At 57.3% G+C, this 13,990-nt stretch carries 14 protein-coding genes and 1 pseudogene; 5 read left to right on the forward strand and 10 right to left on the reverse strand.

The window, feature by feature from the left end; genetic code table 11:
- The first annotated feature begins 143 nt into the window (after positions 1–143).
- Positions 144–1,103, forward strand: a complete 960-nt coding sequence (locus BLU28_RS24550) for a quinone oxidoreductase family protein (RefSeq protein WP_077986104.1) — start codon at positions 144–146, stop codon at positions 1,101–1,103.
- 258 nt (positions 1,104–1,361) lie between these two features.
- On the opposite strand, the gene BLU28_RS24555 is transcribed toward BLU28_RS24550, so the two are convergent.
- From BLU28_RS24555 to BLU28_RS26845, 3 genes are all read right to left on the reverse strand, one after another.
- A complete protein-coding gene (locus tag BLU28_RS24555) occupies positions 1,362–2,303 on the reverse strand; it encodes a helix-turn-helix transcriptional regulator (RefSeq protein WP_139190427.1) in 942 nt (313 codons plus the stop codon).
- 168 nt (positions 2,304–2,471) lie between these two features.
- On the reverse strand, positions 2,472–3,329 hold the full coding sequence (locus BLU28_RS24560) for an alpha/beta fold hydrolase (RefSeq protein WP_077986102.1): 858 nt from the start codon (positions 3,327–3,329) through the stop codon (positions 2,472–2,474).
- A gap of 571 nt (positions 3,330–3,900) precedes the next feature.
- On the reverse strand, positions 3,901–4,479 hold the full coding sequence (locus tag BLU28_RS26845) for an acyltransferase (RefSeq protein ID WP_301342283.1): 579 nt from the start codon (positions 4,477–4,479) through the stop codon (positions 3,901–3,903).
- A gap of 534 nt (positions 4,480–5,013) precedes the next feature.
- Here BLU28_RS26845 and BLU28_RS24570 point away from each other — a divergent pair.
- Positions 5,014–5,571, forward strand: coding sequence for a TetR/AcrR family transcriptional regulator (locus BLU28_RS24570; protein WP_077986100.1), 558 nt, complete (start codon positions 5,014–5,016; stop codon positions 5,569–5,571).
- Positions 5,572–6,059: 488 nt separating this feature from the next.
- Here the strand turns inward: BLU28_RS24570 and BLU28_RS24575 are convergent, their stop codons facing one another.
- Complete coding sequence (locus tag BLU28_RS24575) at positions 6,060–6,437, reverse strand: winged helix-turn-helix transcriptional regulator (protein WP_234794449.1); 378 nt, start codon at positions 6,435–6,437, stop codon at positions 6,060–6,062.
- Positions 6,438–6,514: 77 nt separating this feature from the next.
- Between BLU28_RS24575 and BLU28_RS24580 the strand changes: the two genes are divergently transcribed.
- Positions 6,515–7,105 (forward strand): malonic semialdehyde reductase, encoded by a 591-nt coding sequence (locus tag BLU28_RS24580; RefSeq protein WP_077986099.1) that lies wholly within the window; start codon positions 6,515–6,517, stop codon positions 7,103–7,105.
- A gap of 508 nt (positions 7,106–7,613) precedes the next feature.
- Here BLU28_RS24580 and BLU28_RS24585 read toward each other — a convergent pair.
- Together BLU28_RS24585 and BLU28_RS24590 are read right to left on the reverse strand one after the other, a co-directional pair.
- Positions 7,614–7,985, reverse strand: coding sequence for a DUF1330 domain-containing protein (locus BLU28_RS24585; RefSeq protein ID WP_077986098.1), 372 nt, complete (start codon positions 7,983–7,985; stop codon positions 7,614–7,616).
- 110 nt (positions 7,986–8,095) lie between these two features.
- The gene (locus BLU28_RS24590) at positions 8,096–8,953 is read right to left on the reverse strand and encodes an SDR family oxidoreductase (RefSeq protein ID WP_077986097.1); all 858 of its coding nucleotides are present in this window, start codon (positions 8,951–8,953) and stop codon (positions 8,096–8,098) included.
- A gap of 159 nt (positions 8,954–9,112) precedes the next feature.
- Between BLU28_RS24590 and BLU28_RS24595 the strand changes: the two genes are divergently transcribed.
- The gene (locus BLU28_RS24595) at positions 9,113–10,069 is read left to right on the forward strand and encodes a LysR family transcriptional regulator (protein WP_175477739.1); all 957 of its coding nucleotides are present in this window, start codon (positions 9,113–9,115) and stop codon (positions 10,067–10,069) included.
- Positions 10,070–10,258: 189 nt separating this feature from the next.
- Here BLU28_RS24595 and BLU28_RS24600 read toward each other — a convergent pair whose 3' ends face one another.
- Positions 10,259–11,194 (reverse strand): LysR family transcriptional regulator, encoded by a 936-nt coding sequence (locus BLU28_RS24600; protein ID WP_077986095.1) that lies wholly within the window; start codon positions 11,192–11,194, stop codon positions 10,259–10,261.
- A gap of 61 nt (positions 11,195–11,255) precedes the next feature.
- Between BLU28_RS24600 and BLU28_RS24605 the strand changes: the two genes are divergently transcribed.
- Positions 11,256–12,179, forward strand: a complete 924-nt coding sequence (locus BLU28_RS24605) for an SDR family NAD(P)-dependent oxidoreductase (RefSeq protein ID WP_077986094.1) — start codon at positions 11,256–11,258, stop codon at positions 12,177–12,179.
- 64 nt (positions 12,180–12,243) lie between these two features.
- Here the strand turns inward: BLU28_RS24605 and BLU28_RS24610 are convergent.
- The 3 genes and pseudogenes from BLU28_RS24610 to BLU28_RS24620 all read right to left on the reverse strand — a co-directional run bounded on the left by BLU28_RS24610 (position 12,244) and on the right by BLU28_RS24620 (position 13,986).
- A pseudogene (locus tag BLU28_RS24610) lies at positions 12,244–12,688 on the reverse strand (carboxymuconolactone decarboxylase family protein).
- A 94-nt stretch (positions 12,689–12,782) separates the two neighbouring features.
- Positions 12,783–13,220 (reverse strand): cupin domain-containing protein, encoded by a 438-nt coding sequence (locus BLU28_RS24615; protein ID WP_092651432.1) that lies wholly within the window; start codon positions 13,218–13,220, stop codon positions 12,783–12,785.
- Between the two features lie 13 nt (positions 13,221–13,233).
- The gene (locus tag BLU28_RS24620) at positions 13,234–13,986 is read right to left on the reverse strand and encodes an SDR family oxidoreductase (RefSeq protein ID WP_077986093.1); all 753 of its coding nucleotides are present in this window, start codon (positions 13,984–13,986) and stop codon (positions 13,234–13,236) included.
- Positions 13,987–13,990 lie beyond the last annotated feature (4 nt).

Here is a 13,990-nt window from a genome sequence, read left to right on the forward strand (position 1 = left end):
ATATCTGGATGAGGGTCTATCTTTTTTCAGCTTCCAAGTCGAAGCGCTCGCGCCAGTCCAAATCAGGTGTCCCTCTTTTGCTCAGGCATCGCGGAACTCGCAGGCTTGCGCGACGCAATAACAGATCGGAAAGGAGAAACGCGATGAAGGCTGCCGTTTATGATCAAGCTGGACCTCCGGATGTTTTGAAGTACAGGGAGATCCCCGACCCGACTGTAGCTCCGGACGCGGTTCTCATCGCAGTGGAAGCGATTTCGATCGAGGGTGGAGACTTGATCAATCGTCGATCCTCGCCACCTCCTCGTCCATCCGGCGTTGTGGGATATGCTGCGGCAGGGCGGATCGTGAAGACCGGGGCGCACGTGAGTGACCGTGAAGTCGGTGACAGGGTGGCGGCCTTCGACATGCAGGGATCACATGCTGAACTCTGGGCCGTGCCCGCGATCCGAACGTGGTTGCTGCCACCCGGTATGGACGCGGCGTCAGCGTCGGCATTGCCAATATCATTTGGTACAGCTCATCATTGCCTTTTCGCGCGAGGCGGTCTCCTACGCAATGAGACGGTTCTTGTACATGCAGCGGCCGGAGGAGTTGGCCTCGCGGCCGTGCAGCTTGCTGCCCGAGCCGGAGCAACCGTGATCGCAGTTTCAAGTGGAGAGACTCGGCTCGCGCAGATCGCAACGCTCGGTGCGGATCACGTCGTCGATAGATTCTCTGTGGACGTTATCGACGTCGTCAGGCAGGTCACAAGGGGTAAAGGGGTTGATCTGGTAATTGACCCTGTCGGCGCCACCTTGAGCCAGTCGCTTGCCATGCTGGCGCCGGAGGGACGTCTCGTTTTTGTTGGAAATGCTGGCGGCGGGAGCCTAAACTTGGACCTGTGGCCAGCCATGCAATCAAATCAAACTCTACTCGGAGTTTTCATGGGCCCGCTTTTCGAAAGAGCGCATGTACACTCGACGGTCACCGAGATGCTACGCATGCTCGAAAACGACGAATTCCGCATCGCGATCGAAAAGGTGTTTCCCCTCTCGCAAGCACGCGACGCTCATGATTTTGCGGAAAAAGCGAAACCACTTGGAAGGGTCATCATGGTGCCGTGATACCCGGAAGCGGGAGGGTCCGGTGCTTGGGGGAAAGATATTTCGCCGTAGGCACAGAGTCATGACCCGATCTTCCAATGGTAGCGGCGAGCCCGTACCAACGAGGCAGGATCGGGTTTGACTTTGCCGATCACTTTACTAATCGAACTTCACGGAGGTTGTTTCAACGTCCTCTCCCAAACTATCCCCACAATGTCTGATTATGGTGCGCTTCCTTTTCAACTACGCGCGCCTCGTATCCTTTTCCCCGAGAGAGAATCACCCATGATGATTTCTCCCGAGCTTCGATAAATTGCCGGGGGTCAGTCCGTAGCTCCTACGCATCCAGCTCGACATGTGACTTTGATCGACAAATCCCGCAGCGAGAGCTGCCTCAGCGAGTGAGTACCCCGACAGGATAAGCTCCCGCGCATGTCGTAGCCTTACTCGTAGAACATACTGATGCGGGCTGACTCCAACGGTGCGCCGGAACAGACGCGGGAAGTTGAACCTGTTTTGCTTCGCTAATTCGGCGAGATCCTTAATCGTAAAGCTACAGCCGACGTTTTCATGTACGTACCTGTTGATGTCCGCTATCACTTGGTTAGATAGCTGCCCCCGCGGAGGAAACCCATTGATTGGACCGCAGTATCTACTCGCGACAAGCTCGACGAGGTCGTCTGCAATCAGTTCGCAGTCACCCTCTGTAGAACCAATGCTGAGCCAATGCGAAAATTCTTCAACAGCAGTGCCAATCGTGGCATCAAAGTCGCTTAGTCGCGGGTCGAAAGACCGAACAGAAAGACCGCTCGAAGCTGCCGAAATTGCCAGGCGCTGCTTTGGGATCGAGACGATAATCAGTTCGGCGGGAGCCCCGAATCTCCCTTGGAATTCCACCCCTTCGGGGATGACAGTAATATTTCCATAATGTGCGACATGATTAAGGGTCTCCCGGCCGACGAGGCAGTCGACGGGCACTGCGTTGCGTCTGTTTAGCATTATCAGGTTCTGCTCACTATACCCTTTTACGTCGGCTCCGCTTCTGACCTGCATTCTGAACGCGGTGACGTTGTCTTTACCCGTCGCGACAGCTGCCCTGTTAACGTCAATCAGCGCACGATCTGCGTCTCGGAGCCCAAGAGATAAAGCTGGCAATAGCGCCTCCAGTACTCGCACAGCGAGCTTTGTTAATAAAGTACAGTGCCCGAAAACTTTGATCACCAGTAAGCCAACAACGTACTCCAGATAACGTCACCCTATTTGACCAGGCAGGGGCGACCGAAATCGGTCCTTCAAATGGCTGTGGCGCGTCCGGTTACCGATGCAATTAACGCGAGGGGCACCTTCATCGCCAACGACACTACCCGTGAAGACGACGGTGCAAAATTTCTAAAGATGTTCTTCGAGAAAGCCCCGGATGATGTGGGCAATCTCAGGCGCATGGGTTTCCAGGGCGAAGTGGCCGGTATCGAGGAGGTGCACATGCGCGTCAGGGAGATCACGCTTATAGGCTTCAGCGCCTGCCGGGATGAACGCTGGATCATGACGACCCCAGACGGCCAAGAGGGGAGGCTGGTATGTGCGGAAGTAATTTTGAAAGTCGGGATAGCGCTCAAGGTTCGTTCTATAATCTAGAATGAGATCTAGCTGGATTTCCTCTGCGTCCGGGCGACGCATTAGGGCTATGTCGAGCATGTATCCGTCGGGTCCAAGACGTTTAGGATCAGCCCCTGTCCGATACTGCCAGTTTTCGATCACTTCTGGAGAAAGAGAGGCCCGGCAGGCTTCTCTAGTTTCCGGATTTGGGTCGCGCCAGTAGGCTTCCCAAGGCCCCCACTCGTCGCTGAAACCGTCGAGATAGGCGTTACCGTTTTGGCTGATGATCGCCGAGACGCGCTCTGGATGCGCAAGCGCAAGGCGGAACCCGGTCGGTGCTCCGTAGTCGAAGACATAAAGCGCGTAATTTTCCAGTCCCAGCGCCTCCGTGAAGCCCTCAATGACCGTCGCTAGATTATCGAAGGTATAGTCGAATTTTCCTCGTCCAGGTGCTGTCGTGTACCCGAAACCTGGAAGGTCCGGCGCAATAACGCGGTATCGGTCGGCGAGAAGCGGTATAAGTTCACGGAACATGTGGCTTGATGAAGGAAAGCCGTGCAGGAGCAGCAGGACAGGAGCCGTCCGTGACCCGGCCTCGCGATAGAAAACCTCCACTTCACCCACCTGCTGGCGGTTGTAGCTTACCGTCATTGAGAACTCCCTCGCTCTTTAGCCCGCACGGGCACCCTTCTCACCCATATAGCTTACTACCGATCGGTCGTTTGTAAAGAGGTCTCCTCGTTCTGAGGAAATCAGATCCAGCAGGCCGAAGACACGAAGTTCATCTACACATTAGATTGTCGCGCCAACACGACGAGCATCCCGCGAAAAACGGAGGCATTTCTCCCGCACGCTCTTACAGAGCACAAGCCGGCGTAGACGGGCCCCGTTTTGGGGCGCCCACACTCTTCTTGACGGAGATGACGGAGTACATCGCGCGGACTCCAAATGCGCCTACCTTGCGCAGCCCAAGCTGCTTCGTCCCTTCGCGCGGCGTCGTCGTTTCCGCGACGCCTTTAGTATTCCGAGACTTGAGGGAGGTTGTGTCGCGATTGCGCGAGGGACCCGTGGTGGAAAAGTAGGAACGAACGCTCACTGCCGAACCCGGTCAGAAAGCCAGTGGGAACATCGAATTCCGGCTGGTCCGGTCTTCTATTGTCGTGCTGTGACGGCCTGCACCGCCATTGGCGAGATGGACGGGAGGCAGCTCGCTCACCTACACTTAGGGCTCCCACTGGATGTTCTGTTTCACAACAACTGCAGGGTTTCCTGCTACGATGGTGCCGGCAGGGACGTCTTTGGTCACCACGGCGCCTGCTCCAACGACCGCGCCGTCGCCGATTGTCACTCCCTTGAGGATGATGGCTCGCATGCCGATCCAAACATGATTGCCAATTATAATGGGTGCTGCGGCGGGTCGACCCACCAAACGATGGCCATCCCAGTCCCTGATGATGACCTGGTCAGCAATGAAAACTTCCTCACCGATCTTGATGTTTGAACCACATGAAATCCAGGTATGGCGGTTAGCGAACCCGCTCCCAATAATCAGTCTAGCGCCGCTTTGAACACCTATAGTACTTCCAGAGTATGCAGTGAACTCACCGTTGATGACCAGTTCGCCGCCGGCCTTGACGACTAGGTTGGTCGGCTCGCTAGGGACGCCTGGCCATGTTGCGCCAACAGACAGCTTTCCCGACCCCGAGATAGCGCCCTCGATCATAGCACTTCCCTTACCCGTCAGACGAATAGTTGAAGGGACCTCCCGTCTCGTGAGGCGTTGCAGCAGGTGATTAATCATGATGCTTTATGCTCCGAACCCGAAATGGACCAGCCGCAGTTGCTCCGCAGCAATCCTAAAACAGCAGAAGCACGTGGTGGATTAGCCGTATAGTATAAAAATGCAGGTGAGCTTGTTATCCGGTGTTCGTCGGATTCTGCAAACGACGTCACCGAGAAGATGGAGGTTGTGGAGCGGGAGAACCGGGAGCCTCGGCTGGCAAATAAATTGCTGAGCGAAGCGTCCGCATATCCCGCGGTAGCAGCTCCACCGCTCGTCGAAGCGATGATATCGCTTTTAACAGGCGTTACTCTATCTCGTTGGGTTCCGTCACCGACGCTTTCGCGCACGGGATTATCTGGTGGCGGATGAACCGGCGGGATGTCGGTGCGTCCCCGATGCGACCCGTGTAACAACCGGCGACTTCGAGGCTCCATCGCAACACGCCGCGCCAAACGATGTCCGCCCGAAATTTTTCCACCCTACCGATCGGTCGTTTGTGGAGACGGCTCGAATGGATTATACTCGGCGGCGCACGTCGAGAAGGTTTAGGGCATGAAGGTCACAAGAGATGAAATTTTAGCGGCAGCTCGGGAACTGTTCCGCGAAAAGGGATATGCTGGTGCTTCGATGCAGGATCTCGCCGATCGAATAGGCCTGAAAAAGGCATCTTTGTATATGCGGTTTTCAAACAAGGAGGCCTTAGTCCCGGAGGTGCTCAATGCTCTCCTCCGGGAAACGCTTGACTACACCCGCGCCGACTCTGTTGGCGCTCCTTGGCAGCAGTCCTATGAGACGGCCCTTCGGGCCATCGCGGGTAATCTGGCGGAGCGAAAGCGCTGCGTCGGGCTTCACCTCGCATATGGCGTCAGCGACGAAACCCCAGCGGCAAAGGATGCCGTTCGACGGTTCTTTGATACGCTCCGCGAGCACCTGATTTCTATTCTGTCATCGGTCATGTCACCGGACAGGGCTGAGCTTGTGGCGAGCGATGCACTGGCCAGAATCGAGGGGGCGACGCTTCTCGTTGCCGTCTTTGGCGACAAGGAGGCGATAGAGCGGGCAGTGCAGGATTGTCGCCTGGATGCAGATGCCGCGGTGCAGAAACATTAGTTGGACAATCTCGGCGCCGCCAAAATTGCGCGCCGGGGCTCGACGGACCGAGGACCGCGGATGCGCTCGGCCGGGGCCATGTTGGACACCTTCAGGAACTCGTCTGCCGCATCGGGTTTCTCGTCCTGACTGAGGGGAGGTTTTCTTCGGTCTTTCGTTCCTAGATCGCCTGGGCGGCATCTTGGTTCGGCACGCGAGCGCTTCGCTGTAGAACCAGCACAGAGTTTCTAGAGCTACCTGCGACAAGCATGATTGTACCTCTTCTAATTGTGTCTCTCGGTGGACATTGCACATCGGGCTTGCTTGGGACTGACTCACGGTCGCGCACCCGTGCGTCGCGCGTCACAGATACAACCGCGGGGCCCGCAAATCGGCCTGCGGGACCGGGCGGCAGCACCTTTCCTGAAAGATGGAGAGGCACAATATCGGCGGCGCGAAAAGAACCATCGTTGGCTGTTCCAGGACGCCGAGTTTGATCCGGGTAATTCTCAACTTGCCTTGGCTTGGTCAGAATTGAGTGCGCCCCAGTGTCGTCTCATCCACTGGGCGATGCCCTCAAGCGAACCAATTAATTCCTTGGCGGTGGGCGTAGCCTCATACTCTACATGAAGAGGTGTGACGGGATAAACTGTTCGTATGACCAAGCCACGGGCCTCAAGCAACCTCAATTGCTTTGTGAGCTCTTTCTGGGTGATTGGCGTGGCTCTTCTTTGAAGATCCCGAAACCTGACCGGCCCGTCAGATATGATGAGACGGTAGAGAATTGGGATCGCCCACTTCCCTGAGATCGTCGTGACGAAGGCCGACAACGGGCAGCCTAGAGCATCTTCTGTCTGCATTTCCAAAAGCTTGTCCATTTTTCTCATGGTATGAAAAAGGTGCCTACTTTCCTTTTGATACCATTTTTATAACGTCGAGTCATCACGTTTTAGGAGATCAGAAAATGGGTAGACCGCTTTCGGACCAGTCCCTGGACCAGCTGTTCAGGAGCGCGCGAAGTTTTAATCGCTACACGGAGCAACCGGTCGCACTGGAGACGCTGCAAGCGTTGTACGACCTCTACAAATGGGGACCGACATCCACAAATCAACAGCCACAGCGAATCGTGTGGTGTACTACCGACGATGCTAAAGTACGTCTTGCCAAGCTTTGCTACGGAGGCAACGGCGACAAAATCAGATTAGCGCCGGTCACCGCAATCCTCGGAATGGAAATGAACTTCATAGAAACATTGCCGAAGCTCTTTCCTCACACCGACGCCCGTGGCTGGTACGGGACAGATGAACGCTTCATCGCGGATTCCGCGTTAAGAAACGCTTCGCTACAAGCTGGTTATCTAATGATTGCGGCCCGCGCGCTGGGCCTCGATGTTGGGCCGATCGGAGGCTTTGACGAAAAAGCCGTGACGGCAGAGTTTTTCCCGGCAAGTACGATAAAGGCGAATTTTCTTGTGACCCTTGGGTACGGTGATTTGGAAAGCGTTTATTCTCGCGCTCCTCGTTGGGAATTCAATGAAGCTACTAGGTTGGCCTAAGAGGTCTCGAAGGCCTCATGCCCGGGCGCCAGATTCACGTCGGCGCTTTGCAGCGTGATATCCCCTGAGGCTGAAGTGGTCTAGCGTCAGCCTCAGAATGAGGCTTCTTATGCAGTCTCTGGTTATTTTGCTGGTGGTTAGCTTTATCGACATTGATCATGGTCCGCACGGCCAGCCGGCTGGCATGTTCGTCAGGAGGGCAGCTGAATCAGCTCATTGCCACTTATTTTTCAGAGATATACTGCGCCAAGTACAACATTCGTTTCTCCGAGAAGCGTTATCTGCATCTTAAGCTGAAAATTCTACTCTTCCATTCGAGCGCAAAAAAGCAGCATGTCAGCAAAATTAGGTTAAGGCTCGTTGGTTCGTATCCTTTCAAGAGCTTTGCAGTTCAGAATGTCTGCGTTTGGACCAAAGCGGTCGTCTCCCATGCCTAACTTTCCGGTTTCGGGCGGCGGGAAGATACCTCCCCGCCGACTAAGCATTGCCGCCTTGGAGGCGCGCCTCATCAAGTAAGCTCGTCAGCTATCGTCAGCGGCTGGAGGACGATATCGGCAAGTGACGATGCGCCGACCTGGAACGCGCGTTGATACTCTTCATCGTCAACCATCGCCTTAAACGCTGCTCTCCCCGGATACTGAACGAGTAATACCGCATCCCACATGCGCGTGTCACCGTCCGTGAGGACTGGTAGACCATTGCCACGAAACAAAATCTTTGCTCCGAAGCGCGCCAGTATCGGTTCAGCCATTTTAAGATATTCGAGATGCCTCTCGCGGCCACCATCGGGATCGAACCTTAGAAGGTTCAACATGATGACGGCTTTGTCATCTTTGTCGTTCAAGAACTCAGCGAACGCAGTGGGTGAAAACGCAACCATTCGATCTTCCTCTAGTCTTGTGTCCGATAGGCCAAATCATTTGAGACGTTGTGACCCACGGTACTGAATCATCACCGTGCAGTGATGACGATGTTATCGGTGCTTGCTGCTCAGGCGACGTTTTGCAACGATCCCACCTCTTCAACGTCGGTGGAGAGGGCTATTGCCTTTTGAGCGTCGAGCGCGGCGAGGCGACTGACAAGTACACCGCGAATGGCGAAGTAAGCATCGCTTCCCAGAGCCAGACGGAGAGGCGCGGGGTTCGCGTAAACGGAGTCAATCATGGCGTTCGCCATTTTGACCGGATCGCCATTGTTCGGGACCAGACCTTCTGCAACGGCGCGACGGAAGTCTCCGACCGGCGTACCGTCGTAAATTTCCATCGGCCGTCCAGACACCATGCTGCCCCCCATGAAGTTCGTCCGTGCCAGACCCGGTTCGACGATGGTGACTTCGATGCCGAAAGGGGCGACTTCCTGCGCAACGGATTCCATGAAGCCTTCGACTGCCCACTTTGTCGCATGGTAGACGCTGAGGTTGGGTATGGCGATTTGGCCACCCATGGATGCGAGCTGGAGAATGCGACCGCCACCCTGATGACGCAAATGAGGGATGACAGCACGAATGACCTGGATGGAACCGATCAGGTTGGTGTCGATCTGGAGGCGAATCTGGTCGTCCGTCAATTCCTCAGCAGCGCCCGACAAGCCGTATCCCGCATTGTTTACGACCACGTCGATGTGTTCGACCTCCTCGAATGCGGAACGAACAACGTTGCGGATCCCATTGATATCGGTGACGTCCAGACTTGCCACCGAAAGCTGGTCACCGTAGCGCGCCTTCAGGTCATCCATCGCTGCGATCTTGCGTACAGTCCCGACGACCCGGTCGCCCCGGGCGAGGAGCTGCTCAACCAGAGCGCGACCGAAGCCGGAAGAGGTGCCAGTAATAAACCATGTCTTAGCCATTTCGATTTCTCCGGTAAGGTGGCCTGGCAGCTCTCCGCTGACGCAGGGGCGAAGGATGATCGGTGTACATCGATGCCGTCCGATTGCCTTCGATGGTCACTTATCGCCGCGATCGGGATCGGGTTGAACCCAGAATGCCGCCATGGTAGTGTTGACTGCATGTCAATACCGCCATTGTCTTCCGATCTTCTCCAACTCCTCTGGTTTACTCGCATCGTCGAAGCCGGGTCGTTTTCGGAGGCAGCGCGGCGGTCGAACAGCTCTACCTCCGCGATGTCCAAATCGGTCAGTCGGCTGGAACAGGCGCACGGGGTAAGACTTCTCAACAGGACGACGCACTCTCTATCGACGACGCCCGAAGGGGACCGTCTACTGGCTATTGGCATCAAGCTCCTGAGCGATCTGGAAGAAGCCCGTGACGCCATCGGTGAAGTTGGCCATCAAGGAGCTGTGGGGCGTGTCCGTATCAGCGCACCTCCTTCATTTGCCAAGAGATGCATTCTGCCTCGCCTGCCGGAGTTTCTCCGTGCGAACCCAAGTATTTCGGTAGAGATCGAATTCAGCGCCGATTTCCTCAACATGGCAGTGCGCGGGATCGATATTGCTATCGGAGGTGGAGACGTGTCAGGACTGCCCGGTCACTTCGTTCGCCAACTTTGTACGTTTCCGTGGATCGTGTGCGCGACGCCCGACTACATCAGCGCTCATGGACGGCCGGTCACTCCGTCTGATCTAGCCAGCCACGATCTTATTGGTTTGCGCAATCGGGTAAATGGGCAGGTCGAAAGCTGGCGTTTCCGTAGCCCGTTGGACGGAAAAACGATCCGTCACCAGCCTAAGGCGCGACATGTGTTCGATGATCCAGAAGCTGCGTGGGACATGATCCGCTCTGGAGTTGGTATAGGCTATGCGCCAGCGTGGGTCGGTATAGAGGACTGGAAGCGAAGTGTTGTGACCGAGGTTTTAGGTAATTGGCGTAGCGGTGAAGTCCCGCTTTACGCCGTGAGGATCGACAAACGTCACACGCCTTCACGTGTACACGTCGTGCAGGATTTCATCGTCGAACTGACGCGAGCCTCGCACGAAGCTTTCTCTGAATTGGGTGTCAATCGCTAGTCGGGCAAGATTCAAGTCATGGACGAGAGTATCATTCGATTTCCTTATGAGAGCTTGTGGCGCAAAGCCGCCGAGATTGCCAAACCAAGCTGGCCTTTTAAGGGGAGCATGTAGTTGCATAAATGCGAAACTTTCTAGAAAGACACGACCACTGAACTGACGGTCGGCGGTTCGATTCCATTCAAGAGCTTAGATCGATCGATTGGCCTTCAGAAAGTCCAGAAAGGCCCGCATCCCCGCTCCGATATGGCGGTGTCTGGGATAGTAGAGGCAGAGGCCAGGATAGGGCGGCGTCCACTCGGCTAACGCCTGCCGGAGTCTCCCGTCCGCAAGTGCTTCCTCGGCCATCCATCGCGTGACATAGGCGAGGCCGCAGTCGTCCAGAGCCGCGGCCAGAAGAAGTCGGGACTGATCGACCACGAGGTTGCCGGTCGTCGCCACGACGACATCCTCGCCGCGGCGCTGAAACTCCCAGCGATAAATCGATCCGCCCGCCATGCGGAGCTGGATGCACTGGTGAAGCGATAGATCCGACGGACTTTCGAGAAGCGGCGCATTGTCGAGATAGGTGGGCGATGCCACCACGATGTGCTGCTGGTCTGGACCGATCGGGATTGCGACCATCTCGCCGGGGACGAGTTCCGCCGCGCGGATGCCGCAGTCGAAACCTCCTTCGGCGATATCGACCAGTCGCCCTTCGGACCGGATTTCGAAGCGCATTGCCGGCTGCAGCTTCATGAAGCGCGTCAACAGCGGCATCAGCACTTGCTCGGCTGCGTTGGCATCACAGTTGATCCGTACAAGCCCGGACGGCGAGGCGGCCTGCTCGTGCAGTTCCTCAACCGCCAATCCGATTTCGCTGAGCGCCGGCATGAGCCGCTCCGCAAGTCTCCGCCCAGGCTCTGTCAGCGAGACGTTCCTAGTCGAACGGTGGAAGAGCTTTACCTTGAGACGTCTCTCCAGTCCGGCGACTGCGTGGCTCAACGCCGACGCCGTCTGGCCGAGAACTCGGGACGCGGCGCGAAAACCTCCGTGCTCGGCCACGGCAAGGAAGGCCGCTAGCTCGCCAGCAGGGAGCAGGCCCACTGTTCGAATTATCTCATCATTGTGTGTAACGGTGGTCATCTAGTTCATGAATGCCATGCGCTTATCTTCGGGACAAGTCGATTACTGAAGGAGTACAACCATGACTTTACCGATACCGTTCGGCTTTTCATCTACGGCCGCCGACGTTCTGGAAGGCGTCGACCTCGCCAGCCGGAACGTCATCGTAACCGGTGGCGCCGCTGGCATCGGGCTGGAGACGAGCCGCGCTCTCGCGGCCGCGGGAGCTGCTGTGACGATTGCAGCCCGCCGCCCGGATGAGGCGGAGAAGGCAGTCGCTGAGCTGAAAAAGAGTATGCCCGCGGCTCAACTGCGCGTTCGGCGCCTCGACCTCGCGGATCTGTCTTCCGTGCAGGAATTCTCGGAGAACTGGAACGAGCCTTTGCACTTTCCCGTCAACAATGCGGGCGTCATGGCCATTCCGGAATTGCAGCGGACTGCGCAAGGGCGGGAGATGCAGTTCGCCACGAACTATCTGGGGCATTTCGCGCTCACGCTAGCGCTGCGACGGCATCTAGCCAAGGCAAATGGTGCCCGTGTCGTTTCCGTCGCCTCGACTGGCAACCTGTTCGCGCCCGTGTTCTGGGACGATCCGGACTTCCGCTTCATTCCATACGATCCGCTGCTTGCTTATGGGCAATCGAAGACAGCCTGTATCCTGCTGTCCGTTGGGATCACCAAAAACTGGGCCAGCGACGGGATAACGTCCAACGCGCTCAATCCCGGAGCGATTGCCACGGGGCTTCAGAAGCACACCGGAGGCCTGCGAACCCCCGAGCATTTGCGCAAGACAATAGAGCAGGGGGCAGCCACGTCGGTGCTGCTGGCGGGTTCGCCGCTCGTCGAAGGCATTTCCGGTAGATATTTCGACGATTGCCAGGAGGCCTCGGTCGTTGACGAGCGGGGACCTGGGCCCTTCAAAGGCGTGGCGAGATACGCCGTTGATGAGGACAACGCGGTCCGCCTCTGGGAGATCGCGACGCGGTTGCTGGGATTGCCTCTGTGAGCGGAACACCCTGTCGACCTGTCCGGACCGGCAGCGTGCTCGTCGAGCGATGACCGGACGCTGATCAGGCCTTGGTCGCCACCGGAAGCCGGAATGGCGCGCCCAAGCGGTTGAAGGCGTTCATCGCGGCGATCGTGATCGTCAGATCGACGAGATCCTTCGGTTCGAAGGCTGACGCGGCCGCGCCATAAGCCTCGTCCGAGGCGTGGGTCTGGCTGACGTTGGTCACCTCCTCGGCCCAGGCGAGAGCGGCCCGTTCTTGATCGTTGAACAGCTGGGGCACTTCGTCCCAGACCGGAACAAGCGTGATCTTATCGACTGACATCGTCTTGCGCAGATCGCGACTATGCATGTCGATGCAATGGGCGCAGCCGTTGATCTGCGACACGCGCAGGAAGACGAGATGAATCAGCTCTTCAGGCAGGTTCGTCTTCTTGGTGACGTAGTGATGGACGCCGAAGCGCCTTTGCGCCGTCGGGGGCGACTTCGGACCAGTTCATGCGGGTCATATCGTTTTCCTTTCTCGTGGACACGGTTCTCCGTTCGCCGGGTAAGCCGTCGTTGCTTGTGCAGTAGTTGAGGAGGTAGGTCTGGTAGGTAGCGCTAAGGCTTGCGCGGCGTCGTCAGGGCGGTGTCATCGGTGTCGACGACGAAGACGGCGAGGAGCTTCGCCGGCTCGGTCTTGCTGGCGTTGGCGCTGACGTCGTGGTTGTCGCCCGGCAGCTCGGTAAAGTTCTGACCGGCAATGAAGGTCTTCGTCTCGCCACCGTTCACGGCGCTCAGGATCGCGCCTTCGAGAACCGTCGCATAGATCAAGGCGGATTTTGCATGCGTATGAGCGGAACTGTAGCCGCCGGGGCCGTACTCGACGAGCACGCCCTTGACGCTCTTGCCTGGAACGTCCGGGAGGGGATGCTCGTAAACCAGCGTCACCTTTGCGTCCTTCGTGTCGTACACAAGTCCAGGCTTGACGACGTCATGAGCGGAAGCTGTGGCCAGAGAGACCGCAAGTGCCGTAGCGGCATTGAAGATGGCCTTCATGATTCTTTCCCTCCTATGTTCTGAGCCACTCGGCGATCGTGATCGCGCCCTTGATGTAGTCTCCGCCGGGAACCAGTGAGCCGGCGACAACGGGAGCGCCGAAGTAGTCGACGGCCTTGTCGGCTTTGACCGGACGAGCGTCGCCCCTGGTATCGAGATAAGTCCGGATGAAAGATTCGAACGGTCCCCGTTCAGGTCCGGCAAGATCGACGGTTCCGTTCCTAGGCCCGCCGAGCGCGGCCTCCACCAGAGCAGCGGCGACGTCGTCGGCCGCGATCGGCTGGAAGTCGATATCCGGCACTTTCACCACGCCGTCGGCCGCATAAGCGCCGGCCAGGGTCTCGATGAACTCATGGAACTGCGTCGCGCGGACGATGGTGTACCATTGGCCCGACGCCGCGACGGTTTCCTCCTGCGCCACCTTGCCGGCCATGTAGGGATTGGCCGCGAGCTGATCGGCGTTGACAATGGAAAGGACAACGTGGTGGCGTACGCCCGCGGCTTTTTCTGCGCTCGTCAGGTTCCTGCTCGACGTTCCAAAGAAGTCGGTGATCACGGCCTTGTCGAACGACATCATGTTTGAAACGTCGATGACAGCGTCGGCGCCCGCAAGCGCCTCGGCCAGCCCTTCGCCCGTGTAGGCATTGATCCCGTTGCGGGAGCTTGCGACGACGGCTTCGTGGCCGGCATCCTGTAGCAACTTCACTGCCTTCGAGCCGATCAGGCCCGTGCCGCCGATGACGACGACCTTCTTCATCTTGCTCATGGTG

The organism is Agrobacterium pusense (assembly GCF_900102105.1).
Taxonomy (GTDB): domain Bacteria; phylum Pseudomonadota; class Alphaproteobacteria; order Rhizobiales; family Rhizobiaceae; genus Agrobacterium; species Agrobacterium pusense.

Bases quoted from the DNA above. Each gene is read 5' to 3' on its own strand.
- BLU28_RS24580 (WP_077986099.1), top strand. From the start codon at position 6,515: ATGGGTAGACCGCTTTCGGACCAGTCCCTGGACCAGCTGTTCAGGAGC.
- BLU28_RS24600 (WP_077986095.1), bottom strand. From the start codon at position 11,194: ATGACCACCGTTACACACAATGATGAGATAATTCGAACAGTGGGCCTG.
- BLU28_RS26845 (WP_301342283.1), bottom strand. From the start codon at position 4,479: ATGATTAATCACCTGCTGCAACGCCTCACGAGACGGGAGGTCCCTTCA.
- BLU28_RS24620 (WP_077986093.1), bottom strand. From the start codon at position 13,986: ATGAGCAAGATGAAGAAGGTCGTCGTCATCGGCGGCACGGGCCTGATC.
- BLU28_RS24615 (WP_092651432.1), bottom strand. From the start codon at position 13,220: ATGAAGGCCATCTTCAATGCCGCTACGGCACTTGCGGTCTCTCTGGCC.
- BLU28_RS24590 (WP_077986097.1), bottom strand. From the start codon at position 8,953: ATGGCTAAGACATGGTTTATTACTGGCACCTCTTCCGGCTTCGGTCGC.
- BLU28_RS24560 (WP_077986102.1), bottom strand. From the start codon at position 3,329: ATGACGGTAAGCTACAACCGCCAGCAGGTGGGTGAAGTGGAGGTTTTC.
- BLU28_RS24575 (WP_234794449.1), bottom strand. From the start codon at position 6,437: ATGAGAAAAATGGACAAGCTTTTGGAAATGCAGACAGAAGATGCTCTA.
- BLU28_RS24605 (WP_077986094.1), top strand. From the start codon at position 11,256: ATGACTTTACCGATACCGTTCGGCTTTTCATCTACGGCCGCCGACGTT.
- BLU28_RS24585 (WP_077986098.1), bottom strand. From the start codon at position 7,985: ATGGTTGCGTTTTCACCCACTGCGTTCGCTGAGTTCTTGAACGACAAA.
- BLU28_RS24570 (WP_077986100.1), top strand. From the start codon at position 5,014: ATGAAGGTCACAAGAGATGAAATTTTAGCGGCAGCTCGGGAACTGTTC.
- BLU28_RS24595 (WP_175477739.1), top strand. From the start codon at position 9,113: ATGTCAATACCGCCATTGTCTTCCGATCTTCTCCAACTCCTCTGGTTT.
- BLU28_RS24550 (WP_077986104.1), top strand. From the start codon at position 144: ATGAAGGCTGCCGTTTATGATCAAGCTGGACCTCCGGATGTTTTGAAG.